The following is a 22523-nucleotide window of genomic DNA, read 5'->3' as shown; positions in this document are numbered from 1 at the left end:
GTGGCGCTTCGCTTACCGGGCCTACAAATTTACCGGCCATAACCACGCCGCGCCGCGCACGCCGCTGGAGTCACCGTGGACGGCTTTACGGATTGGGGTTTCGCACTCGCCGCCAAACACCCACTGTTTCACCAGGTTCGGCACCGTGGCGTACAGCCGGTCAACGTTGCTCATGCCGCCGCCCAGCACAATTACGTCCGGATCGAGAATATTCACCACGTGCGCCAGGGATTTCGCCAGACGCATTTCGTAGCGGCTCAGGGCCAGCTCGGCCACCGGATCCTGCTCTTCGACCAGCCGCATGATCTCGTTGCCCTTGAGCGGCTGGCCGCTCAGACGGTGATAATCGGTCGCAAAACCGGTGCCGGAGATAAACGTCTCTATACAGCCTTGTTTACCGCAGTAGCACGGAACGTCGGTGCGGTATTTAAGTTCGTCTTCATCCATCCACGGCAGTGGGTTATGTCCCCACTCGCCCGCAGTGCCGTTACCGCCAATATGGGCGCGCCCGCCGAAGGCCAAGCCCGCGCCGCAGCCGGTGCCGATAATAACGGCAAACACGGTCTGGGCACCCGCTGCCGCGCCGTCGATGGCCTCAGAGACCGCCAGGCAGTTGGCGTCGTTAGCCAGACGGACTTCCCGGTTCAGGCGCGCGCTTAAATCTTTATCAAACGGCTGGCCGTTGAGCCAGGTCGAGTTGGCGTTTTTAACCACCCCGGTATACGGCGAGATCGACCCCGGGATCCCCATCCCGACGCTGCCGATTTGTCCTGTCGCCTGCTCTGCCATCTCGACCAGCCGGGCAATCGTCTCGATAGTCTGGTGATAATCATCGCGCGGCGTAGGCAGACGGTGGCGGAACAGCTGTTCCCCCTGCTCGCTCAGCGCGATGACTTCTGTTTTGGTGCCGCCCAAATCAATCCCAATACGCACACGACTCTCCTCATTATTTTGATTATCAACAGAGTAGAAGCACGCTTCCCGATTAGCAATGCAAGCGATGCGACAATTCGTTATCATGCCCGCTGATTTAACGACAAGGCCGTGGAAATTATCATGCTGTGGTTCAAAAATTTGATGGTTTACCGTCTCAGCCGCGACGTTTCGCTGCGTGCAGAAGAGATGGAAAAACAGTTAGCCGCTTATACCTTTTCCCCTTGCGGTAGCCAGGATATGGCAAAAACCGGTTGGGTTCCGCCAATGGGTTCTCAAAGCGATGCACTGACCCACGCCAGCAGCACGGGTCAAATCATCGTCTGCGCCCGTAAAGAAGAGAAAATACTGCCTACGCCGGTGGTTAAGCAGGCGCTTGAAGCGAAAATTTTCAAGCTGGAAGCCGAGCAGGGCCGCAAGCTGAAAAAAACCGAAAAAGATTCGCTGAAAGATGAGGTTCTGCATTCACTGCTGCCGCGCGCCTTCAGCCGCTTCAGCCAGACCATGATGTGGATCGATACCGTTAACGGGCTGATCATGGTGGACTGCGCCAGCGCGAAAAAAGCGGAAGATACGCTGGCCCTGCTGCGTAAAAGTATCGGCTCTTTACCGGTCGTTCCGCTGGCGCTGGAAACGCCAATTGAGCTAACGCTGACCGAATGGGTACGCAGCGGCGCTGCGGCGCAGGGTTTCCAGATCCTTGATGAAGCCGAACTGAAAGCGTTGCTGGAAGACGGCGGCGTGATCCGCGCGAAAAAACAGGATCTGGTGAGCGACGAGATCGCGGTACACATTGAAGCGGGTAAAGTGGTCACTAAACTGGCGCTCGACTGGCAGCAGCGCATTCAGTTCGTGATGTGCGACGACGGCTCCGTGAAGCGTCTGAAGTTCTGCGACGAGCTGCGCGATCAGAACGAGGATATCGACAGGGAAGATTACGCTCAGCGCTTTGACGCGGACTTCATCCTGATGACCGGCGAGCTGGCCGCGCTGATTCAGAACCTGGTGGAAGGTCTCGGCGGCGAAGCGCAGAGATAGTCTCCCCTCACCCTAACCCTCTCCCCAATGGGGAGAGGGAAAAAAATCATTTCAGATAGCGGCACAGATAAGAGGTCGGTTCAGCAACCTGCAAATGGAACTCGCTGTGGCCAGGGACGTTGAAAACTTGTCCGGCGGCGTAAACTTTCCATTCCGTTTCCCCCGGCAGCAACACGTTCAGCGCGCCGCTCACCACCGTCATTTCTTCGGCCTCCGCCGTGCCAAAGGTATATTCCCCTTCAGCCATTACGCCAACGCTGGCGCGGCCAGTGCTGCTGCTGGTAAAACCAATGGATTTCACTTTACCGGAAAAGTATTCGTTACTCTGAAGCATGAACTGGCCCTTATATTTTCAGATAAAAATTCACTATAGGGGCCATGCTCATCACCTGTCACGTAAAATCATTACATCAGAAGCTCCGAGGCCAGGCGCGCCATCAGAACGTTGGATAACAGTACGGGCACATCCAGCGCCTTTTGCAGCAAATCACGATGGTGCTGGTGGAAACCCAGACAGTCCAGGATCAACACATCAGCCCCTCTCTCCAGCAGCTCCTTCCCGGCGGCAATGAGTTTGGCCTCACTGTCCCAGAACGGATTTGCCAGCGCGTACAAGGGGACTTTTTCGAGCACCTGCCATTTCGCCTCCTGGTTGTCCATGAGCTCCTCGATAGGAACAATCACCCCAACCTGATGGCCATCGACGATGGAGGCCACCAGCGGCGGTATGATCCGCATCGGCTCCAGCAAAATCGCATTGCGCGCCATGAGTCCCTTAATGGGCGCGGTACTCATCAGCAAAATAACGTCATAACCTTGATTATCGAGCACTTCTATCACGCCCTGCAGCGAGCGCTCGATTTTCTGGCGTGATACATGCGCCAGTTTACCGTCGCTTAATAACGTCGCCAGGGGATCCTCCCCCGCCTCTACAGCGTAGTCTTCCATGACCTCTTCCCGACTCATCTTCCCCAGCAGGCTGAGGTGCGTTATCTGTTGTTCAGATACATGCTCGGTTAAGAGCGGTAACACTTCGCTTACAGGGACCACACCAATGGTGAGGATCGCCAACGTTGCCTTCATCTTTATCGCCTTCCATTACTCCAACATCGTGCACACAGGTACAGGCTCACTACGCTGCACAGTTCATTTTTTCAACAAAACAGCACCAAGCGTAGCAGGCGATCCCGACATAGAAATGTAAAGATCGCCTGCCGATACCGGAGTTACTTGTAATAACTAAATATTAACTCCGGCTTAACTTTCTCGGTGAGTAAAAAGTGTGATTCAGGCACGATATTGGAGCGTTTAGGAAAACTGTCAGGTTTTGTCGGGATCTTCGTAGCGCCGTTTCGCATCCAGCGCTTCCTGTTCAGTCTCGTGTTCACTGATCAGCGAGTCCGGTTTTGGATGATCGGCACGCAGTTGATACCAGGTCACGGTGTGACTCGTCTGGCCTTTTTCAACGGTAACAATACGCGCTTCACGCGGATAGGGAGGTCTGGTTGGCATAGCTCATCCTTTTTTTATGTCTGAGCTATAAGTATAGACGCCGGTTAGCTTGCACAAGCCAAACGCAGGGCGGTAATAATCTGAATCACAACGTCTTCGGGAGACGCCGATGCATCCACCACGTGGTGAGCCGCTTCGCGGTATAACGCATCGCGTTCGGCCAGCACTTCACTCACCTCTTCGCTGAGCGGCCTGGAGGTCAGCGCGGGGCGTTGCCCCTCTTCAGGAAACGCTTCCAGTCGCCCGACCAGCGCCGACACCGGCGCGCTGAGATAAATCACAATCCCCTTTTCGCGCATAAAGTGACGATTGCACTCCGCCAGAACGATGCCACCGCCGGTCGCAATTACGGCTGACGGCGTGGTGACCGCTTTCAGCGCGGCCGTTTCGCGTGCGCGAAAGCTCTCCCACCCTTCCTGCTCAACAATGTCGGCGATGGTTTTTCCGGCCTCGGTTTGCAGCCAGTGGTCGGTGTCAACAAACTGGCGATGACACACGCGTGCCAGCTCCAGGCCAACGGTGGTTTTCCCACAGCCGCGGGGGCCAACTAAAAAGATGGGTTGGGTCATAGCCAGGTGTTCCCCTTGATGCCGGATGGCTGAAGAGTGTAAAGAAATAATTGCAGAAGATGTTGCGATTACTTTACTGCAAAGCGGTACGGGATGACAACCCTGTGGAGGCCACACTGTACCACAAATTGACAATAATTATCATTACGCAGTGCGGCGCTTCACTTCCAGCAGCCATTTATCCAGTTCGGCAGCGAACTGCTGACGGTCGCGCTGGGACAGGCTGTCCGGTCCACCGGTCTGCACGCCGCTGGCCCGCATCGTATCCATAAAATCACGCATGGTGAGCTTCTCGCGAATGGTCGAAGGCGAGTAACGTTCACCGCGCGGGTTAAGCGCCGCCGCCCCTTTCTCCAGCACTTCAGCGGCCAGCGGAATATCCGCCGTGATCACCAGATCTTCCGCACTACACAGGCGCACAATTTCGTTATCCGCCACGTCGAACCCGGCCGGAACGCGCAAAGAACGGATGAACCGCGAAGGCGGTACGCGGATATTCTGGTTCGCCACCAGCGTCATCGGCATCTGGACGCGCTCGGCGGCGCGAAACAAAATCTCTTTAATCACATTCGGACACGCGTCCGCATCAACCCAAATCGCCATATTGTCTCCCCATAATGAGTCTGCCGACTATTGTCGCCTGCATTTCGTTGTTAAGCTATCAATCAGAGAAAACAACGCACAATGACGGAGAATCGTGATGGACAAGAAAATCGGGTTTATCGGCTGCGGTAACATGGGCAAAGCCATCCTGGGCGGTCTGATCGCCAGCGGGCAGGTGCTACCGGGTCAGATTTGGGTCTATACCCCGTCACCGGACAAGGTCGCCGCGCTGCGCGATCAATACGGGATCAACGCCGCCGAAAGCGCGCAGGAAGTGGCCCAGGTTGCCGATATCGTCTTTGGCGCCGTTAAGCCAAACATCATGATCAAAGTCCTGAGCGATATCACCTCCAGCCTGAACAAAGAGACGCTGGTCGTGTCGATTGCCGCTGGCGTCACGCTCGATCAGCTGGCCCGCGCGCTGGGTCACGACCGTAAAATCGTCCGCGCCATGCCTAATACCCCCTCGCTGGTCAACGCCGGCATGACCTCCGTGACGCCTAACGCGCTGGTGACCTCAGAAGAAGTGGCCGATGTGCTGAACATTTTCCGCTGCTTCGGTGAGGCGGAAGTGATTGCCGAATCGATGATTCATCCGGTGGTCGGCGTGAGTGGTTCTGCGCCTGCGTACGTCTTCATGTTTTTAGAAGCGATGGCCGACGCCGCCGTGCTTGGCGGTATGCCGCGCGCGCAGGCGTATAAGTTCGCCGCGCAGGCCGTCATGGGCTCCGCCAAAATGGTGCTGGAGACCGGCAAACACCCTGGTGAACTGAAAGATATGGTCTGCTCACCGGGCGGTACCACCATCGAAGCGGTGCGGGTGCTGGAAGAGCGCGGGTTCCGCTCGGCGGTCATTGAAGCGATGACAAAATGCATGGAAAAATCAGAGAAGCTGAGTAAATCCTGATCGTCTCAGCCGGGCGTTATGCGGCCACTTCGGTGCGGCTGCGCCCGGCATTTTTCGCCCTGTACAGCGCCACGTCAGCCGCCTTCAGCCACTCCCGATAATGCCCAAACTGCGGCCCCCAGGGGGCAACGCCCACGCTTATGCGCAGCGCTTCTTTTGGCGCGCACGGTAGCGACAGTTTCTCCAGCCGCTCGTGCACCCGTGACATCACGGCGATGGCGCTTTCAGCCGCGGTCTGCGACATAATCACCGCAAACTCATCCCCGCCAAACCGGCCGATAGCATCGCCTGAACGCACCGACATCTGGAGCTGGCGCGTAATGGCGATGATCGCCTCGTCGCCCACATCATGCCCCCAGGTATCGTTGATGTTTTTAAAGTGATCGATATCAATCAGCAGTATCGTGGCGGTGATGTGGCTTCGTCGGCACTGCTCAAATTCATTTCGCAGCAGCATTTCCCAGTGCCGGCGATTAAAGACCCCGGTCATTCCGTCGCGGGTGCTCATCATTTCCAGCCGCCGCTTATGCTCCGCAAGCCTGACGGCCGTTCGGTGGCTGAGCCAGGCAAAGAGCATGGGATAAAGTACGAGTACGGGAAGCGTGAAGCCCCACTCCACGGGGTCGGGGTTGAAGGCAGCCACCCTCCCGAAGAATGGCAACGTCACCAGCGCAGAGAGCAGGGTCAACATTATCCCCGGGATAAACAGGCGGCAGCCGCCGGAACCCATCATATTCATCCCCACCATCATCACCAGCGCTGCGGTAGGTAACGCATTCATCCCCATCACGCCGATCCAGAGCCCGGCAATAATGGCATCGATCTTAAGATTGAAGATTTCCTGCTGATGAGGCGACGTGGCGCGGTAGGATAATTGCCAGGCGAAATGAGGCCAGATGAACGACCACCCCACCAGTATAAGCCACCAACCGCCGGGTAAAAAATGGGTGACCAGCATCCCGGCGATGGGGAAAAACATTGCCGCCAGCCCGGCTGCGCGTGCCAGCCGAACTCGCCGGGCAAACTGAATGCCGGCGCGGTGAGGGTCATCCTGAGAAAGGGTTAAATTCCACTCTTCCCGAATGCGCTTTTTGTTGTAATAGGTTTCATCATTCATCATTTTTGGGAATATTCTGAAACATTTTCCCAAATTATAGAGAGGAGGTCTGCGGGGAAAGTATGAAATTTCGGGTGAGCCGCCGGAGCCGCTCACCCGATAGGACTACACTTTTTTCTTCAGGCAGGCACTCATGAACTTGCTGCGGTCATCCCCCTTCAGGGACTGCTCGGTTGCCTTCGCATTACACTCGCGCATTTTTTGCTGCTGCGGCGTCAGGCTTTTTTCAGCGGGTTTCGAGGCGCCATTTTTGAGGCAGTCGCTCATGTAGGTCTTACGGGCGTCCCCCTTCAGGCTCTGAGACGTCGCCTGTTGGTTACACGTAGTCATACGCTGCTGTTGAGGCGTTAACGTTTTCTCTTCCGCGTTCGCCGATGCGACCATGAACAGGCCAGAGAGCAGAGTAACCAGTAATGTTGTTTTCATTGCACCATCCTTTTGTGAACATTCCCTGTAAGTCTGGTTCGTGACGGGAAAAAAACCACCCGGCAGATGTGATTTCCGCCGGGGTTTTATCATTTAAGACCCAGCGCCGCCTTCATGGTGTAGAACAGATCCGTTTGATCGGTCAGGCCCACCACGTTTGCCGCATGCGGACCGTAGGCTGCAATGCGCAGCTGGGTGCCCGTGTGCTCCATGGACTCTTCTTCAGAGTTGCCATAGCTCATCACCATGACGGCGCCATCTTTGGTATTCAGCGCCTGCGTAAGCCCCGGTGCTTTGGTATCAGCCGGGATGATCTGGCTGGCGTGCGCATGATCCGCGGTGACGATCACCAGGGTGTTACCGTCTTTTTTCGCGAACGCCAGCGCCTTCTGCACCGCTTCGTCCAGATCGACCGTTTCGCCAATCTGGCCGCACGGGTTGGCAGCATGATCCTGTTTATCGATCGACGCGCCCTCCACCTGCAGGAAGAACCCTTTTTCGCTCTTGCTCAGCAGAGAGATCGCTTTATCGGTCATCGCCGCCAGCGTCGGTACGCTGTCGGTGCGTTTCGGGTTAGGCGTACAGGTTACGGCAGGCTTATCAATGTTGCCGTGATATGAGGCTTTTGGACCTTCCCAGCGCACGGGCATGTTGCCGTCGGAGAAAAGCCCCAGCAGCGGTTTGTCCTGGCTCGCCTCGGTTATCGCCGCCAGAGAACTGGCATCACTCACCAACTGATAGCCGCGAGCCTGCGCCTGCTCGCGCAGCGTTTTGCCCTGCCACTCGCCGGCCGTCGCGGTTTCCGCGAAGGTTTTCGCGCCGCCGCCCAGCGTCACGTCAGGGCGCGCGTTCAGCAGCTGTTCCGTAATCGATCCCTTGCCGCCTTTTTCCAGCGCGTTCGTTGGGCATTTTTCGCTGGTCACTGACGGGCCGTAGCATTTACGTGAGGTCACGTGCGCCACCAGCGCCGCAGGCGTTGCATCCTGAAGCTCAGCAGTAGAGACGTTGCCGGTCGCCAGACCCGCCGCTTTTGCCATCTCGAGAAGGGTTTGATGATCTTTTTCGTGAATATCCACGCCCAGCGCACCGTTATAGGTTTTCACGCCAGTGGACCACGCCGTGGCAGAGGCCGCTGAATCCGTTACGTAATCCGGTTTGCCGGTTTTTTTATCCAGCGCGTAATGGGTATATTGTCCGGTCAGCGGTAATGCGTCGATACCTTTAAAAAAGCCGCCCGCACCCTCAGCATAATTTCGCGCCGCCGTAATTTCGGAATCACCCATTCCATCGCCAATGAGCAGAATAATGTTTTTTGCCGGTTTCTCATTCAGCGAAGCGCGAATAGCGGCGGTTTGATCTTCCGACAATCTGCGGGCGCCGCCAGGCTCGGTGATATCACCTTTTGCAGCACGATTATCCAGCACGCTGGTTTGGACTGTGTCCGCATAAATGGCCGGGGTAATTAAAAGGGGAAGTAATGCGATGAAAAGTGCGCTCTGTTTCAATTTATTTTCTCCATGTACAAATACATAAAAATAAAAACAGAGCGACTATAGGCATCCTGCATGACAATTCTATGACACGTCGTTACGTCCGGTGACGGTTTAGCTGCGCGGATGCCTTAACAGCTTCTTTACGTACTGGTGGAGCATCTCCGCATCCTCAACCGGCACCTGCGATTCAGGCCTGACGCTGTCCAGCGCACCTTCCACGCTCTCAATCAACGCCTGTTGATCGGTTTTCGCCATCTGCCGCAGCAGCGCGGTAACCACAATTTCCAGCGCTTCGACCTGAGCGACCAGTTCTTTTGACTCTTCTTCCTTTTGTGCAAGCTTGACCAGCAATTCAGCAATCAGATTTTTCATCGTGCTATTTCCTTATCAGTTTTTTCTGAAGTTAGCATTCTGAATCCGTTATGCAAAGAGAAGAAATATATTATGGTATGCAAAAGTGATGCAGGAACGAAAATAAACGTCCCACGTCGTCAGCGAAACGTTTTTCTATAAAAAAACGCCGCATTTTGTTATATAAATATGCGGCTACCATAAGAATATATAATACATTAGCGAAACGGTTATCTCCCTGATTTCGCCACCTCCATTTGCCTGCGGCGACGCAGCGCAATAGCCAGCTGGATAATATTGATTAAAACGACAATCGCCGTAGCAGCAAATACCCAACGAAAACCGGCCATTGCGGAAACGGAAGCACCAATAAGCGGACCGGCAACATTCCCCAAATACATAAATGACTGGTTATATCCAAAAATACGCCCCGTCACCTGGTCGCTGGAATATTTAACCAGCAGGGTCTGCACCGCAGGCAACATTGCGCCATCGGCAAAGCCGAGCAGAAAACGCAGTACGCCAAGCTGAAGCGGAGAGGTGACAAACGACATGGCGAAAAAGAGCACCACGGCAAAGATCAGCGTCGCCATCAGAATGCGCGCCGTGCCGATCCTGTCACCCAGTTTTCCAAGACGCGGCGCGGAAATCAGCGCGGATACGCCCGGCACGGCGGCAATCATGCCGCTCAGAAACGCGATATTGTTACTCTCCGGCTCCATCGACTTAATAAACAGCGCCAGAATCGGACCAACCGAACCGTTACAAAGCTGGATAACCATGGTGGTCACGAACAGGCTGATCATCAGCCCCGGATAAGGCAGCGAGGCGAAAACGGCCCTGCCGCTGAGGCGTTCAGATTTACTGATAACCGGGCGGCCTCCCTCTTTGATAAGAAAGAGCGTCACCAGAAAACTGACCACCAGCAGGATCGCGGTGATGATAAATACCGCGCGCAGCCCGACGTGGTCCGCCAGAAAGCCCCCCAGCAGCGGGCCACCGATAACGCCGCTTATCTGCGCCGTGGAGAGCGTGCTTAGCGCCCAGCCGCTGCGCTCGCGCGGTACCTGAGAGGCGACCAGCGCCATAGCGTTGGGAATATACCCGGACGTCAGCCCCATCACCGCTCTCAGGAAAAAGAGCTGCCAGACGTTGGTGGCAAAGGCCTGCAGCAGAATGGCTATCGCCATCCCGAGCGAGGCGCGCAGCAGCATCAGCTTCCGGCCCTTCCGGTCGGCCAGGCTGCCCCACATCGGTGACACAATGGCGGACACCAGAAACGTGACGCTGAACGTCAGACCGGACCACATGGAAAGCGCTTCATGGGAGGTCACACCCAGCTGTGAAACGTATAGAGGCAGGAACGGCAAGATCTGGCTGATGGCAAGCCCGGTAAAGAAGCAGCCGAACCAGACCGAGATGAGATTTACTTTCCAGGATTCCATAAAGAAATAGTCTTCATTTTTAGGCGAATTCGCAGACAGATTAGCAAGTTACGCGTGTTGACGTCGCACCAGAGATGCGGCCTGAATGACTTTGGTGTTTTATCTTCCCAGTCATCATATTTGTGAAATAAGTCACAAATCATCCATTTTCTGGCGGAATATTATGCTTCAGCGGCAGAGCCCAAAACCGCGCATCCCCAGATGAAAGTGGTTGGCATGCGCCGCGTTATACTCAGGCCCCAGGCCGTTCCCGTAGTAGCCACAGCTTGCCGCCAGCATTGCCTTCAGCCATGGCTGCGTGTTGGCCGCCTTCCAGCCTTTTAGCACCGTGACGCGTTCACCGTTCGTCAGCCGAAAGGCGGCGATATCCAGTGCCTCTGCCGTGGCATGTTCACTGCGTCGCGCGTCAGGGCGGTGGTAAATATTGCGGCAGGCATAGCTGCCGAGGTGATCGATCCGCGCCAGGTCGCTGCCCATATAGCGTTTTGCCAGCGGCCGGGCCTGCTGGCTGATAAACAGCGCAGAGCTGAGCGCCAGCGGACAGCTGGCAAGAAAACTGCCGTTGAGGCTGACCGGGCCGAAGCTACGCACGCGAACGACATTGTTAAGCGGACACGCCCCGCCGCTGTCAGCCACCGGTTGGGTGCGGATAAGATCTCTTTGGTTAGCCTGGGATAACAGGCTGGCGCAAGCCTCGGGGGTTAAACGCCGAAGCTTATACTGGGTGATTCGGCCAGGCGGGTCGTCAAGCGTCAGCGGGATGAAAGGGTTGTAGTCAGGCGGCAACCAGCGGTAACCCACCGTTGCGACGGCCACAATAATCAAAATGGTCAGCAGCGTTTTTCCTTTCACACTCCCCCCTCAACATTCCCCAAAATAGTATGGCAGAAGGTCGCGAAACCCGCCGGGCATCGTGGTATGTTATTGGCTTTTCGTCAGACTGGAAGAGAGTGAGATGGCTAAGCAGCGCGTAGGTATTGTCTTTGGGGGAAAATCAGCGGAGCACGAAGTTTCATTGCAATCGGCCAAAAATATCGTTGATGCGATCGATAAAAGCCGTTTCGACGTGGTGCTGCTGGGCATTGATAAACAGGGGCAGTGGCACGTTAACGATGCCAGCCAGTATCTGCTTAACGCCTACGATCCGGCACATATCGCCCTTAATCCTTCGGAAATTAGCGTCGCGACCGTACCCGGCGTGGTGAAAGGGCAGCTCATCGACGCTGGCAATGCACAGGCTCTCGCCCAGATTGACGTTGTCTTCCCAATCGTACATGGCACCCTGGGCGAAGATGGTTCCCTGCAGGGAATGCTGCGCATGGCCAACCTGCCGTTCGTCGGTTCAGACGTCCTCGGCTCCGCCGCCTGCATGGACAAAGACGTCACCAAGCGCCTGCTGCGCGATGCCGGGCTGAATGTTGCGCCGTTCGTCACTCTGACCCGCGCCAACCGCGACAAGCACGGTTTCGCGCAGATTAGCGAACAGCTGGGACTGCCGCTGTTTGTGAAGCCTGCAAACCAGGGTTCTTCCGTGGGCGTCAGCAAAGTGACAGACGAAGCACAGTTCACCGAGGCCGTCCGCCTGGCGTTTGAGTTCGACCATAAGGTGGTGGTTGAGCAGGGTATTAAAGGCCGTGAAATTGAATGCGCCGTACTGGGTAACGATTTCCCACAGGCGAGCACCTGCGGCGAAGTGGTCTTAAACAGCGACTTCTACTCGTACGACACCAAATACATTGATGACAAAGGCGCTCAGGTTGTCGTTCCTGCGGATATCGATCCGGCAATCAACGATAAGATCCGGGCGATCGCCATTCGCGCTTATCAGACGCTCGGCTGCTGCGGCATGGCGCGGGTGGATGTGTTCCTGACGCCGGAAAACGACGTGGTGATCAATGAAATCAACACGCTGCCGGGGTTCACCAACATCAGCATGTATCCGAAACTGTGGCAGGCGAGCGGGCTGGGCTACTCGGAGCTGATCACCCGCCTGATTGAACTGGCACTGGAGCGTCACGCCGCCGACAGCGCGCTTAAAAGTTCCGTAAACGGTTAATCGGCTCGCTTCGCCGCTTCCGCCTCATCCGCTGTCGTCTCTTCAGGGCGACGGCGGATAATCAAACCCGCCAGCCAGAAACTGATTACCCAGGTCACCAGCCCGACGGCATACGTTTGCCACCCTTTGGCTTCAAACCCCAGCAGGCCCACGACGCCGTTCAGAATAAAGATAAGCCCAATGGCAAAGGCATAGTAGTGCCAGTCACGGCGTAGTTTGGACGTGAGCTTCATAACATCTCCGGCAGGAAAAAAAGACATCCTCTCACAGTTTTATGGCCAGGTCTGTGGTTGATACGGAAATTCTGAAACGCGACGCAATTTCACTTAAGTGATGAAATTGTGATGTGCTGCAGAATTCAACAATCCAGGAGGATTCCGGCGGGTAAATTACCACGATTCTGATATTGACAAATGCGATGACCTGTCAAACTCACCCTGTACGACGCGTATTGAAACAGAGTGATATTTCGGGAGGTCTTATGGCTGACTTTACATTGTCGAAACCGATTTTTGGCGGCAAACCAAAAACCTCCACGGCGGGTAATATCGCTTATGCCCTGTTTGTCCTGTTCTGCTTCTGGGCCGGCTCGCAGCTGCTCAATATGTTGGTCCATGCACCGGGCGTTTATGAACACCTGATGCAGGTCCAGGACAACGGACGCCCGCGGGTTGAGATTGGTTTTGGTGTCAGCACCCTGTTCGGCCTGATTCCCTTTCTCACGGGATGCATGATTCTTGGCGTTGTCGCGTTAGTTCTGCGCTTTCGCCGTCGCCGTTAAAGCCCCATACAGCGAGCCCGGCGATCGTCCACGCGTTTAGCAAACCAGGCTGTGGTCAGGTTACGCGTGATCTTCGGGCTTTCCAGCTGGATCCCCGGCAGGATAGCCCTCGGTAACGTTTTTCCGCTTTTCTGCTCTGCGAGCGCAAACACCTTCCTGTACAGATCCGTTTTCTCAAATGCCAGGCTGTCGCCTTTCTCAAGCTGACGGCGAATGTCGCTGTTGCTCAGGCCAAGCGTTGTCGATAATTTCCGTACTGCCTGCTCGGTGCTTCCCGCCTCGCTGCTGCCGTAGGCGATAAGATCGCCGTCCAGCGCCAGCTTAACCCCGCTTGCGCGGCTGACCGCACTCTGAAATGCCGCGTTACGGCTGGCATACCAGCCCGCGTTAAAGTCGGCAAAGCGGTAGAGCGGCTCATTGTAGTTCGCCGGATAGTTCAGCAGATGATACGTGCCGAACCACAGTCCGCCGCGCAGGGAGAAGACCTCCTGGCGCACCGTACCGTCGATTTTCCACGGGTAGCCGTCGGTATGTTTCTCCGCGAACGCGATGCTCACCTGCATCGGGCCACCGGTGTGTACCGGGTTAAGCGAGCCAAACAGCTTCTGCCCCATCGGGACCATGCTGATGAAATCATCAAAGATGGCGCTGAGCTGCTTTTCGGTTTTCACGGAATCCAGCCGCTCGCTGTAGCTTTTACCGTTTGGCGAGTTGATTTTTAGCGCGGTGTGCACGAGGAACACCGGGATGTGCATGGATTCCGCCCGGCGGTCGATCTCTTTCCAGGCAATTTTGTTCAGGCCCGGCACGGCCGGATCTGACTGGTACATCGACTCCTGCTGCGCCACCGCCAGCACCGAGCAGATGTTCTCCTCGGTCGGCGCGATCTTTTGGCTTTCAAAGGTTTTTGCCAGCGCATCTGCCCACGCATTGCGATCCTTCACGCTCGCGGGCATTTTCTGCCGCACAACGCTTGCCACATCAACGGGCTTCTCGCCCTTTTTGAGCGGAGCGGCCCCCTTTTCGGCACAGCCCGCCAGCACAAGAGCGGCCAGTAAGGACAACGGTAACGCGCGCGGTACGGCAAAAGTCATAGCAACTTCCTGTATTAGCTAAATGTATTGGTAACTTCCTGCAGGTCACGATCGTCCAGCTCGCGTTCAAAACTGCGCAGACGTTTGTAGATGGACATCAGTTCTACCAGCGTAGTCCATGAGCTGATCAGGTACTGGAAAGAGCCACGAACCTGACCGAAAACGTTGGTGATCTGCGTCATCAGACCGAGCGTAATCGTACCCGCAACAATCGACGGAAACAGCAGGAACAAACCGAAAACGTTGTCCACCTGCAGATACAAAATACGCGCGATGTTGAAATACATATAGTGGAAGTAGAGACGGAAATAGTTACGACGCACGGCGCCAAACAGCTCGCGGACGGTCGGCGGCGAGGCGCGGTTGGCATCATCTTCGCCGTAAACCAGCTCTTTACGGTATGCGGCTTCGACGCGTTGATTTTTAAACTCCAGGCCCGGCAGTTTGATCCCGACCACCGCCAGCAGGCCTGTTCCCATCAGCGACCAGACAATTGCGGCAATCACCAGACCATACGGCAGGTGACCCACAATCGGCAGATCCGGCACATGCGCGGAGAGCGTCACCAGTACGGGCAGGAAGGCAATCAGCGTCATAATGGCGTTGATAAAGCTGACGCCCATGTCTTCAAGGGTGGAGGCGAAACGCATGGTGTCTTCCTGCACACGCTGCGCGGCACCTTCGATATGGCGCAGGTGCTGCCAGTGCGCCATGTAATGTTCGTTCATTGCGGTACGCCAGCGGAAAACGTAGTGGCTGACGAAGAAGTTGTTCATCACGCCGATGATCACCGCAATAAGGGCGATACCGAGGAAGATCCCGACTTCATGGTAGAACTGGTTAATGGTCACTTTGTGCGGCGAACTCAGCGCAGTCTGGATCAGATCGTAGAACGGCGCATACCAGGCGTTAACCGCCACGCCCACCTCCACGAGGAACCAGGTCACAAAGATAATCAGGGATGTGCCGAGAATAGACCAGTACTGCCAGCGGTGCGGAGAATAAACAAACCAGAACAGCGCAAACAGCCCCACGCATACCGTGTAGTAAGCATAAAACAGCAGATAGCTCAGCGACCAGAAGCGCGCGGCGCTAATCGGTACATCGCCCGTTGCCCCCGTGATGCGCGTCAGCCATGCGCCGCCGCCCGCCTGCCAGAAAATGACAGCGATGAGTGCCCAAATAAATGCCGACAGGAAAAAAGGCCCCGGCTTTGGGAAAAAAGACTTAAACATAATGCTTCCTTCTTGTTGTTATGGCTGTTGCTGTGCACAACACATCACCACACGAAAATCTGCCTGAGCCAGCCTGGCGGCTCAGGCAAAAAGGTCAGACCCGAGGGTTGATTATTAGTTCGCTTTCCAGTTTTCGAGAATTGTTTCGGTGCGTTTCACCGCGAGAGGATTCGCGGGTGCGATGAAGTCGCGCCAGACGTCGTTGTAGTGGTTAATCAGAACCTGCGCATCAGCCGCCGGGCGATTGGCGGTGGTATGGGCATCTTCCGCCACGGTAATGTGGTAGCCCCGACTGACGCCGTTTTTAATGGTCGCGTCGACACAGTAATCGGTGGCGCAGCCGCAGATGACAAACTCGCGAATGCCCTGCTCACGCAGCAGCGCCTCAAGCGCGGTGTTATAGAAGGCATCACAGGCGGTTTTGGTCACGTAAAGTGCGTCAGCCGGCTGATTGAGCTCAGGCAGTAGCGCAAACCCTTCACTTCCCTCTTCCAGCCCCCCGGTCTCGGTATGCTGAATAAAAATCACCTTGTCGGCTGCCTGCGTAAGCTGGTTGATCAGAGAGACGCACTTTTCGCGCTGATGACGCGGGGTTTCAAATACCCCGTTCTGCATATCGACAACCATAACCACACGCTTTTCAGACATACCGTTCTCCGTAAGATTGAGTGACACTGGTGCCTATCATAAGCCCGATGTCACAAAATGGGAGATGGCTCGCAAGTAAATTGTTCATATTTACCCATGGTTACGTTTTTCTCGCTATCGTTATGCAATTCTGGGCATTGCGCGGTACCGATTAGTAGTATAAATACCCATTACTTTCCTAATTCACTTCATGGATGCTTTTCGTTGAAACGTTGTCTGCTCTCTTTTGCCGCGCTGTGTGCGGTGAGCTTTTCTACCGCCCAGGCAGCCCAACCGCTGACGGCGCCCGTTTTAGCTTCAGACATTGCCGATCGCTACGCGAACCTTATCTATTACGGTAGCGGCGCGACCGGGATGGCGATGGTTGTCATCGACGGCAACCAGCGCGTGTTCCGCAGCTTTGGCGAAACGCGCCCAGGAAATAACGTTCACCCGCAGCTGGATTCCGTTATCCGCATCGCGTCCTTAACCAAGCTGATGACCAGCGAAATGCTGGTAAAACTGCTCGACCAGGGCGTGGTGAAACTCGACGACCCGCTCAGCAAATACGCGCCGCCAGGTGCCCGGGTTCCGACATATCAGGGCACGCCGATCCGGCTTGTGAACCTTGCCACCCACACCAGCGCTCTGCCGCGCGAGCAGCCTGGCGGGGCAGCGCATCGTGACGTATTTGTCTGGCCAACGCGCGACCAGCGCTGGAGCTACCTGAGTACCGCCACGCTGAAGGCGGCCCCAGGTTCGCAAGCCTCTTATTCAAACCTGGCGTTTGACCTGCTGGCGGATGCCCTCTCGACGGCGGCTGGCAAACCCTACACGCAGCTGTTTGAAGAGCAGATAACCCGTCCACTGGGCATGAAAGACACCACCTTTACCCCGTCCCCGGATCAGTGCCGTCGCCTGATGGTGGCGGAGAAAGGCGCAAGCCCCTGTAATAACACGCTGGCTGCCGTAGGCAGTGGCGGAGTGTATTCCACCCCTGGCGACATGATGCGCTGGATGCAGCAGTTCCTCTCATCGGATTTCTACGCTCGCAGCAGCCAGGCCGATCGTATGCAGACCCTGATTTATCAGCGTACTCAGCTGCACCGCGTTATCGGGATGGACGTGCCGGGTAAAGCCGATGCGCTCGGCATGGGCTGGGTCTATATGGCGCCGAAAAATGGCCGTCCGGGTATTATTCAGAAAACTGGCGGCGGCGGCGGGTTCATTACCTATATGGCAATGATCCCACAGTCAAACGTGGGCGCGTTTGTGGTGGTCACCCGCTCCCCGCACACGCGCTTCGTTAATATGAGTGACGGTATTAATAATTTAGTGGCTGAACTGAGCGCCAACAAAGCACAGGTTCTCACGGCGTCTAACTAAATCTAATATTCCGTGGGCAAGCGGTTAATGCTGACCAGCTTGCCCCGGCTCATATTGATGTAATTTCCTTGCCGCAGGGCCGCGAGCACCTCTGCCACCACTGAACGTGAAATACGCGTGCTTTGTTGAATATGATTCATCACACCAATTTTTGAGCGCAACGTTTCATCCCACTCCGCCATATTCAACAGCATGGCGCGGATCTGGTGATAGGAATTATTTCCCACCAGCTGCATATCGCGTTTTTCAAGAATGTGATTTATCCAGGATAACCAACAGAATGCCTCTTTCCACAGAGCATGCTGTTGTATCAGTTGACGAGTGGTTTCAGTGGGCAAATAAAAACCCGTGCAGGGTGTTTTGGCTATCACTCTGTATTCCTGACAGTGGTTAATCATCAACGTGGAAAGTCCCAGAATAAAAGGGGCCCTCGCAATGCCCACCAGCAATTCATCTGAATGTCGATGGATTTCCATGACACCGGTTTGTAATACGATAGTGCGGGGTTCATCACGCTCGCCGGAAGTAATTAATTGTTGCGGTGCAGATTTAAAAGGCGTACTGGCTGCTATCAGACACTGTTCGAGCCGGCGTAATTCAGAAAGTGGTTTCGCATTAACGTTCATGCAGACCTCAAGGCATCCGTATTTGTCGGTTCACTATTATTTTTATCGAAAAAAAAGCGGGGGATATTCTCCCCCGCTTTTATGCATTACCAGGTATATTTCACACCGACATTGGCGCCCCAGTTCTGATCAACGTCGCCGCCGCCCAGATAAGTGGCATCAGTGTACGCACTGAAGTTTTTGGTGAAGCTGAACTGAGTACCCAGCCCTACACGTACGGCTGAACCTTTCACGCCGTTATCAATGCTGTCACCGTTAATGTCAGCACTGTTATCGGCATCGTCATAGACGTAGGCCAGTTTAAAGTAAGGCGTCAGAGCCTGATCGCCGCCGTAGTTGAAGGTGTAACCCGTATCAACACCGAGCTCATATCGCAGGCTATCGTAAGATTGCCCGTCCATGCGCATGTCATTACTCAGGCGATAATCATCACCAGACTGGAACAGGCCAGACACAGCTGCGTATGGCGTAACATAGCCAGAGAGGTTAGGTTTCCAGTCATAGCCCAGTTTCAGACCAAAACCAACAGCATCGCTGGTGGTATTGCCGTCAACATATTGGCCGTTGCTCATATTAGCGGAGAGATCGCTGTTGAAGCGGGTGTAGCTCAGTGAGCTGTCGAGGAACACATCGTTCGCAAACTTCGCCGACGCATAGAGCATCGCCGTCTGGCTATCCTGATCGACCTGACCGGTACGATCGCTGATATCACCCTTCGCAAACCCTGCCGCACCACCGACGATCCACTTCGCGTTATTACCGTCAATCTGGGTATCCAGACCCACCATAATACCGCTCACGTCCTGATCGTAGCTGATAACGCCATTGTCACCGTCGAAGTTGCCGCCGAAGTAGCTTACCCACGCCCCGCCGTTATCCGCCAGGCCGTGACGGCTGTTGGTCAGACGCGTGCCTACGGTATCCTGCTGCAGGTTCCAGATATTGGTATTGGCAGAAGGAATGCTCAGCGCCATGTTGGCGTAGTCAGTCAACTCTTTCTGCTGCAGAACAACGGTGTCACCCTGCTGCTTCGCCTGGTAGGTATAAGCACCTAAATCGGCTTTGTTTGCAGCAGTAAAGCTGGCATTGGTGTCCGCGTTATTGTCATAGACGCGGATAATCTCTTTATTTTTGTAATCAGCAACGGAACCGGCACCGGTCGCGTCGTCGATACGGACTTTGTAGTTGCCTGCGACATCACCGTTCACCGCCAGATGGCCGTCAGAGTTAATCGCCACAACGCCGTGGTCGTAATCAGCCTGGTGAATATCGTTGGTGATATAGCGTGCGTTGTTCAGATCGCTGTTCAGCACGTAATCACGGCTGGCAACGTTCAGCACACCACCATCGGTCAGAACCATATTGTGCGTATCAACCTGACCCAGCCCCAGCGCCAGCTCTGCACCGTTATCCACGGTGATGGTGTTAGCATACAGTTCGGCCGTTTCTTCCGTCAGTGCCGCACGGCTATAGCTGTCCAGATACAGATGGTCGGTCGCCACGCCGCCGCTGTCACCAATGTTCAATGATGAGGAATTGGTCAGGGTGATGGTATCCGCCAGCAGTCCAGAGTTTTCAACATTGACCTGAGAGCGGTTGTTTACCGTCAGCGCGTCGATGTTAGACAGCTTGCGGGTATCCCACTCAGAGCCGTTATCCAGCGCGATGTTAAACAGACCGCTCTGGTACACCGCTTCACCCGCAACGTGCCCGTTGCTGTCATAGGTGGAATCCGGCCAAATGCTGTTAGGGGACAGACTACTCCAGTCTACGTTGCTGTAGCCCAGGCCATACATCTGCGCCGTGCCGATAGCCTCGACGCTGGACTGAGCGGCACCCACCCACTTGCTGCCGTTGGTCAGGGTGACATCCAGCTTATCGGTGCCATCCCAGCCGTTGGTGGTTGGGTTATACACGCCGTCCTGAGTGGTATCGGTTGCCGGGTCACCGTTCGGGTAGAAGTTGTTATCGAAGGTGCTGGAGAAAAGAATATCGCCAGTCACGGTGGAGTGATCAAACGTTGCGGTCGTTTGCATCGCGTTATCAGACGCGCCAGCGGCCACGATCAGCGCCGCATCATCTGCCGCTGTTGCGTTGGTTTCACCGTAATCGCTCGGTTTCGCGGTTTGGCCGTAGAAGCCGCTGGTGCCTAAATCACTGTAGGCGCCAGAGGTCAATACAGAATCTTTCACCAACAGCGTGTCGGTAAAGACGTTGCTGCTATTGGCTACGCCTTCAACACCGTCGTACGGGGTATTATCCAGCTCCTGATAACCCTGCGTCAGGGTTATACCGGCGACGTGTGAATTATTCTGGATAACAATATCTGATTCCACATCCAGGGTAATCGCATTACCCAGACCATATGTGTCCAGATAGTGTTTTTCCGTGTTTTCCCCATTCACGTCATCATACGCATAATGCTCGTACGTATCGTTAATGGTGGAATTATCGACGGTCAGGCTAAAGCGATCGTACTGAGAATGATTGGTGCCGTCAGTATCCAGGCCGTCAGCACATGTTGTGGTCATGCACTCTGAGGTAATCATGCCATTAATGGTGCTATTGGAAATGCTCAATGCATTCGCCCGACCATTGATACCATCATCCAGATAATACGTTGAAATAACACCATTCACGGTGGATTTATTAATCACCGGGTAAATATCACCGTCATGACTGACACCGGAGTAATTCCAGTCAGCATAACCATAATACCAGGGCGTAGAAGCGGTATTATCATATCCAAAAGTATTATATGTCGTTCCAGAAATATCTTTCGCATTGGCCTGAGAAGCGATAGCCAGGGTGCAGGCTAATGCAAGTTGAGATACAACCAGTTTCTTTTTCCATGTTTGCATTGGGTCATCCCTCCTCAGGGACGTAAGCAAGTTTGTCCATCAAATCATTTGGCAATATTTAATTGCGGAGGGAATTATGCATTTTCATTTCGAAAAGGTTCAATGAATGTTTCCATTAAGTCCGTATCCAGACAAATAACACTCTGAAACCACGAAACGATAAACCACTACAAATAAACATTATCAAAACAGAAACTTAAAATACGAGAAAAGCCATGCAAAAAATATCACAAGAAATAATGGATCATTTTTAATTATATATTCACTCCAATATAGAAGCAGCGCGAATATCTCATCATTCTTTCAGAGTGATACTTCCCTGAATTATATATTGATGAGATAAAGCCTGACCTGCCGCATTTTGCAAAAACAAAAAGCCCACTTTCGTAAAACCACAGCCTCCACTTTGAGGTACACTAGCCTTCTTTGTTCCACAAACATCAGGCATACCATGACCGATTTAATTGCACGCCCCCGCCGCCTGCGCAAGTCACCTGCACTGCGCGCCATGTTTGAAGAGACAACCCTGACCTTAAACGATCTGGTGTTGCCGATTTTTGTCGAAGAAGAGATTGATGACTATAAGGCCATCGAAGCCATGCCGGGCGTAATGCGCATTCCGGAGAAACATCTGGCACGTGAGATCGAACGTATCGCCAACGCGGGGATCCGCTCGGTGATGACCTTCGGCATTTCTCACCATACCGACGCCACCGGCAGCGATGCGTGGAAAGAAGATGGCCTCGTCGCCCGCATGTCGCGTATCTGCAAAGAGACCGTGCCGGAAATGGTGGTGATGTCAGACACCTGCTTCTGTGAATATACCTCACACGGCCACTGCGGCGTGCTGTGCGATCATGGCGTGGATAACGATGCTACCCTGCTTAACCTTGGCAAGCAGGCTGTCGTTGCGGCTGCTGCCGGTGCGGATTTCATTGCGCCTTCTGCCGCGATGGACGGACAGGTTCAGGCGATTCGTCAGGCGCTGGATGCGGCGGGCTTTACCGATACCGCCATCATGTCCTACTCCACCAAATTCGCCTCCTCCTTCTACGGCCCGTTCCGCGAAGCTGCCGGTACGGCACTGAAGGGCGATCGTAAAACCTATCAGATGAACCCGCTGAACCGCCGGGAAGCGATCCGCGAATCCCTGCTCGATGAAGCCCAGGGCGCAGACTGCCTGATGGTGAAACCAGCGGGCGCGTATCTTGATATCCTGCGCGACATCCGCGAGCGCACCGAGCTGCCACTGGGGGCTTATCAGGTCAGCGGCGAGTACGCGATGATCAAATTCGCTGCTCTGGCCGGTGCGATTGACGAAGAGAAAGTGATCCTGGAAAGCCTGGGGGCGATCAAGCGCGCCGGCGCGGATCTGATCTTCAGCTACTTCGCACTGGATCTGGCAGAGAAGAAAATCCTCCGCTAATCTTCACCAAACTGCAATACAACCGACATCTCCTCCT

The 22523-nt window shown here is 54.8% G+C and carries 24 protein-coding genes; 6 read left to right on the top strand and 18 right to left on the bottom strand.

Annotation, left to right across the window (positions count from 1 at the left end; all coding sequences use genetic code 11):
* Positions 1-21: 21 nt before the first annotated feature.
* Complete coding sequence (gene mak / locus AC3WOK_RS16170) at positions 22-933, bottom strand: fructokinase (RefSeq protein ID WP_447855161.1); 912 nt, start codon at positions 931-933, stop codon at positions 22-24.
* Between the two features lie 123 nt (positions 934-1056).
* On the opposite strand from mak, the gene rdgC reads away from it, so the two are divergent.
* Positions 1057-1971 carry a recombination-associated protein RdgC gene (gene rdgC / locus AC3WOK_RS16165; protein ID WP_023310540.1) on the top strand — a complete coding sequence of 305 codons (915 nt, stop codon included), beginning with the start codon at positions 1057-1059 and terminating at the stop codon, positions 1969-1971.
* A gap of 46 nt (positions 1972-2017) precedes the next feature.
* Here the strand turns inward: rdgC and ppnP are convergent, their stop codons facing one another.
* The 5 genes from ppnP to AC3WOK_RS16140 form a co-directional block, all read right to left on the bottom strand.
* On the bottom strand, positions 2018-2305 hold the full coding sequence (gene ppnP / locus AC3WOK_RS16160) for a pyrimidine/purine nucleoside phosphorylase (protein WP_008503270.1): 288 nt from the start codon (positions 2303-2305) through the stop codon (positions 2018-2020).
* Positions 2306-2376: 71 nt separating this feature from the next.
* Positions 2377-3054, bottom strand: coding sequence for an AroM family protein (locus tag AC3WOK_RS16155; protein ID WP_047347307.1), 678 nt, complete (start codon positions 3052-3054; stop codon positions 2377-2379).
* A 237-nt stretch (positions 3055-3291) separates the two neighbouring features.
* Positions 3292-3483 carry a protein YaiA gene (yaiA, locus tag AC3WOK_RS16150; protein WP_447855160.1) on the bottom strand — a complete coding sequence of 64 codons (192 nt, stop codon included), beginning with the start codon at positions 3481-3483 and terminating at the stop codon, positions 3292-3294.
* 44 nt (positions 3484-3527) lie between these two features.
* Positions 3528-4052, bottom strand: a complete 525-nt coding sequence (gene aroL / locus AC3WOK_RS16145) for a shikimate kinase AroL (RefSeq protein WP_047347308.1) — start codon at positions 4050-4052, stop codon at positions 3528-3530.
* 144 nt (positions 4053-4196) lie between these two features.
* Entirely contained in the window at positions 4197-4655 is a 459-nt protein-coding gene (locus AC3WOK_RS16140) for a YaiI/YqxD family protein (protein ID WP_047347309.1), read from the bottom strand.
* A 97-nt stretch (positions 4656-4752) separates the two neighbouring features.
* On the opposite strand from AC3WOK_RS16140, the gene proC reads away from it, so the two are divergent.
* Entirely contained in the window at positions 4753-5562 is an 810-nt protein-coding gene (gene proC, locus AC3WOK_RS16135) for a pyrroline-5-carboxylate reductase (protein WP_047347310.1), read from the top strand.
* A 16-nt stretch (positions 5563-5578) separates the two neighbouring features.
* On the opposite strand, the gene adrA is transcribed toward proC, so the two are convergent.
* The 6 genes from adrA to AC3WOK_RS16105 form a co-directional block, all read right to left on the bottom strand.
* Positions 5579-6682: a diguanylate cyclase AdrA gene (gene adrA / locus AC3WOK_RS16130; RefSeq protein WP_063429216.1), complete on the bottom strand. Its 1104-nt coding sequence runs from the start codon at positions 6680-6682 to the stop codon at positions 5579-5581.
* 102 nt (positions 6683-6784) lie between these two features.
* Positions 6785-7105, bottom strand: coding sequence for a phosphate starvation-inducible protein PsiF (psiF, locus tag AC3WOK_RS16125; RefSeq protein WP_047347312.1), 321 nt, complete (start codon positions 7103-7105; stop codon positions 6785-6787).
* Positions 7106-7194: 89 nt separating this feature from the next.
* Entirely contained in the window at positions 7195-8610 is a 1416-nt protein-coding gene (phoA, locus tag AC3WOK_RS16120; protein ID WP_492354804.1) for an alkaline phosphatase, read from the bottom strand.
* 99 nt (positions 8611-8709) lie between these two features.
* Positions 8710-8970, bottom strand: a complete 261-nt coding sequence (gene iraP, locus AC3WOK_RS16115) for an anti-adapter protein IraP (protein ID WP_024906786.1) — start codon at positions 8968-8970, stop codon at positions 8710-8712.
* A gap of 209 nt (positions 8971-9179) precedes the next feature.
* Entirely contained in the window at positions 9180-10394 is a 1215-nt protein-coding gene (locus tag AC3WOK_RS16110) for a multidrug efflux MFS transporter (protein WP_059310497.1), read from the bottom strand.
* Positions 10395-10562: 168 nt separating this feature from the next.
* A complete protein-coding gene (locus AC3WOK_RS16105) occupies positions 10563-11246 on the bottom strand; it encodes an extensin-like domain-containing protein (RefSeq protein ID WP_059310496.1) in 684 nt (227 codons plus the stop codon).
* 103 nt (positions 11247-11349) lie between these two features.
* Here AC3WOK_RS16105 and ddlA point away from each other — a divergent pair, with 103 nt between their 5' ends.
* A complete protein-coding gene (gene ddlA / locus AC3WOK_RS16100) occupies positions 11350-12450 on the top strand; it encodes a D-alanine--D-alanine ligase (RefSeq protein ID WP_447855156.1) in 1101 nt (366 codons plus the stop codon).
* On the opposite strand, the gene AC3WOK_RS16095 is transcribed toward ddlA, so the two are convergent.
* Positions 12447-12683: a DUF2754 domain-containing protein gene (locus tag AC3WOK_RS16095; protein ID WP_047347317.1), complete on the bottom strand. Its 237-nt coding sequence runs from the start codon at positions 12681-12683 to the stop codon at positions 12447-12449. The genes ddlA and AC3WOK_RS16095 overlap by 4 nt on opposite strands.
* 248 nt (positions 12684-12931) lie before the next feature.
* Here AC3WOK_RS16095 and AC3WOK_RS16090 point away from each other — a divergent pair, with 248 nt between their 5' ends.
* Positions 12932-13231, top strand: coding sequence for a DUF2755 family protein (locus tag AC3WOK_RS16090; protein ID WP_047347318.1), 300 nt, complete (start codon positions 12932-12934; stop codon positions 13229-13231).
* Here the strand turns inward: AC3WOK_RS16090 and AC3WOK_RS16085 are convergent.
* From AC3WOK_RS16085 to AC3WOK_RS16075, 3 genes are all read right to left on the bottom strand, one after another.
* On the bottom strand, positions 13228-14325 hold the full coding sequence (locus tag AC3WOK_RS16085; RefSeq protein ID WP_063955286.1) for a DUF1615 domain-containing protein: 1098 nt from the start codon (positions 14323-14325) through the stop codon (positions 13228-13230). The genes AC3WOK_RS16090 and AC3WOK_RS16085 overlap by 4 nt on opposite strands.
* A 14-nt stretch (positions 14326-14339) precedes the next feature.
* Positions 14340-15560 carry a peptide antibiotic transporter SbmA gene (sbmA, locus tag AC3WOK_RS16080; protein WP_063429208.1) on the bottom strand — a complete coding sequence of 407 codons (1221 nt, stop codon included), beginning with the start codon at positions 15558-15560 and terminating at the stop codon, positions 14340-14342.
* A gap of 114 nt (positions 15561-15674) precedes the next feature.
* Positions 15675-16208, bottom strand: a complete 534-nt coding sequence (locus tag AC3WOK_RS16075) for an isochorismatase family protein (protein WP_063955284.1) — start codon at positions 16206-16208, stop codon at positions 15675-15677.
* Positions 16209-16412: 204 nt separating this feature from the next.
* Between AC3WOK_RS16075 and ampH the strand changes: the two genes are divergently transcribed.
* Positions 16413-17573, top strand: coding sequence for a D-alanyl-D-alanine-carboxypeptidase/endopeptidase AmpH (gene ampH / locus AC3WOK_RS16070; RefSeq protein WP_029739742.1), 1161 nt, complete (start codon positions 16413-16415; stop codon positions 17571-17573).
* 2 nt (positions 17574-17575) lie between these two features.
* Here ampH and AC3WOK_RS16065 read toward each other — a convergent pair whose 3' ends face one another.
* Positions 17576-18199, bottom strand: coding sequence for a helix-turn-helix domain-containing protein (locus AC3WOK_RS16065; protein ID WP_047347322.1), 624 nt, complete (start codon positions 18197-18199; stop codon positions 17576-17578).
* 86 nt (positions 18200-18285) lie between these two features.
* Positions 18286-21060, bottom strand: a complete 2775-nt coding sequence (locus AC3WOK_RS16060; RefSeq protein ID WP_492354803.1) for an autotransporter YaiT-related protein — start codon at positions 21058-21060, stop codon at positions 18286-18288.
* A 451-nt stretch (positions 21061-21511) separates the two neighbouring features.
* Between AC3WOK_RS16060 and hemB the strand changes: the two genes are divergently transcribed.
* On the top strand, positions 21512-22486 hold the full coding sequence (gene hemB / locus AC3WOK_RS16055) for a porphobilinogen synthase (protein ID WP_025756233.1): 975 nt from the start codon (positions 21512-21514) through the stop codon (positions 22484-22486).
* The last annotated feature ends 37 nt before the right edge of the window (positions 22487-22523 follow it).

Source organism: Enterobacter sp. FW301-JW81 (genome assembly GCF_058788735.1).
This window is presented reverse-complemented; position numbering and strand designations above follow the sequence as displayed.

Coding starts and splice junctions, on each gene's coding strand:
- ddlA (WP_447855156.1), top strand. CDS start 11,350: ATGGCTAAGCAGCGCGTAGGTATTGTCTTTGGGGGAAAATCAGCGGAG.
- AC3WOK_RS16085 (WP_063955286.1), bottom strand. CDS start 14,325: ATGACTTTTGCCGTACCGCGCGCGTTACCGTTGTCCTTACTGGCCGCT.
- AC3WOK_RS16095 (WP_047347317.1), bottom strand. CDS start 12,683: ATGAAGCTCACGTCCAAACTACGCCGTGACTGGCACTACTATGCCTTT.
- ppnP (WP_008503270.1), bottom strand. CDS start 2,305: ATGCTTCAGAGTAACGAATACTTTTCCGGTAAAGTGAAATCCATTGGT.
- AC3WOK_RS16110 (WP_059310497.1), bottom strand. CDS start 10,394: ATGGAATCCTGGAAAGTAAATCTCATCTCGGTCTGGTTCGGCTGCTTC.
- AC3WOK_RS16090 (WP_047347318.1), top strand. CDS start 12,932: ATGGCTGACTTTACATTGTCGAAACCGATTTTTGGCGGCAAACCAAAA.
- aroL (WP_047347308.1), bottom strand. CDS start 4,052: ATGACCCAACCCATCTTTTTAGTTGGCCCCCGCGGCTGTGGGAAAACC.
- AC3WOK_RS16065 (WP_047347322.1), bottom strand. CDS start 18,199: ATGAACGTTAATGCGAAACCACTTTCTGAATTACGCCGGCTCGAACAG.
- AC3WOK_RS16075 (WP_063955284.1), bottom strand. CDS start 16,208: ATGTCTGAAAAGCGTGTGGTTATGGTTGTCGATATGCAGAACGGGGTA.
- AC3WOK_RS16140 (WP_047347309.1), bottom strand. CDS start 4,655: ATGGCGATTTGGGTTGATGCGGACGCGTGTCCGAATGTGATTAAAGAG.
- yaiA (WP_447855160.1), bottom strand. CDS start 3,483: ATGCCAACCAGACCTCCCTATCCGCGTGAAGCGCGTATTGTTACCGTT.
- iraP (WP_024906786.1), bottom strand. CDS start 8,970: ATGAAAAATCTGATTGCTGAATTGCTGGTCAAGCTTGCACAAAAGGAA.
- sbmA (WP_063429208.1), bottom strand. CDS start 15,560: ATGTTTAAGTCTTTTTTCCCAAAGCCGGGGCCTTTTTTCCTGTCGGCA.
- AC3WOK_RS16060 (WP_492354803.1), bottom strand. CDS start 21,060: ATGCAAACATGGAAAAAGAAACTGGTTGTATCTCAACTTGCATTAGCC.
- hemB (WP_025756233.1), top strand. CDS start 21,512: ATGACCGATTTAATTGCACGCCCCCGCCGCCTGCGCAAGTCACCTGCA.
- psiF (WP_047347312.1), bottom strand. CDS start 7,105: ATGAAAACAACATTACTGGTTACTCTGCTCTCTGGCCTGTTCATGGTC.
- rdgC (WP_023310540.1), top strand. CDS start 1,057: ATGCTGTGGTTCAAAAATTTGATGGTTTACCGTCTCAGCCGCGACGTT.
- AC3WOK_RS16155 (WP_047347307.1), bottom strand. CDS start 3,054: ATGAAGGCAACGTTGGCGATCCTCACCATTGGTGTGGTCCCTGTAAGC.
- proC (WP_047347310.1), top strand. CDS start 4,753: ATGGACAAGAAAATCGGGTTTATCGGCTGCGGTAACATGGGCAAAGCC.
- adrA (WP_063429216.1), bottom strand. CDS start 6,682: ATGATGAATGATGAAACCTATTACAACAAAAAGCGCATTCGGGAAGAG.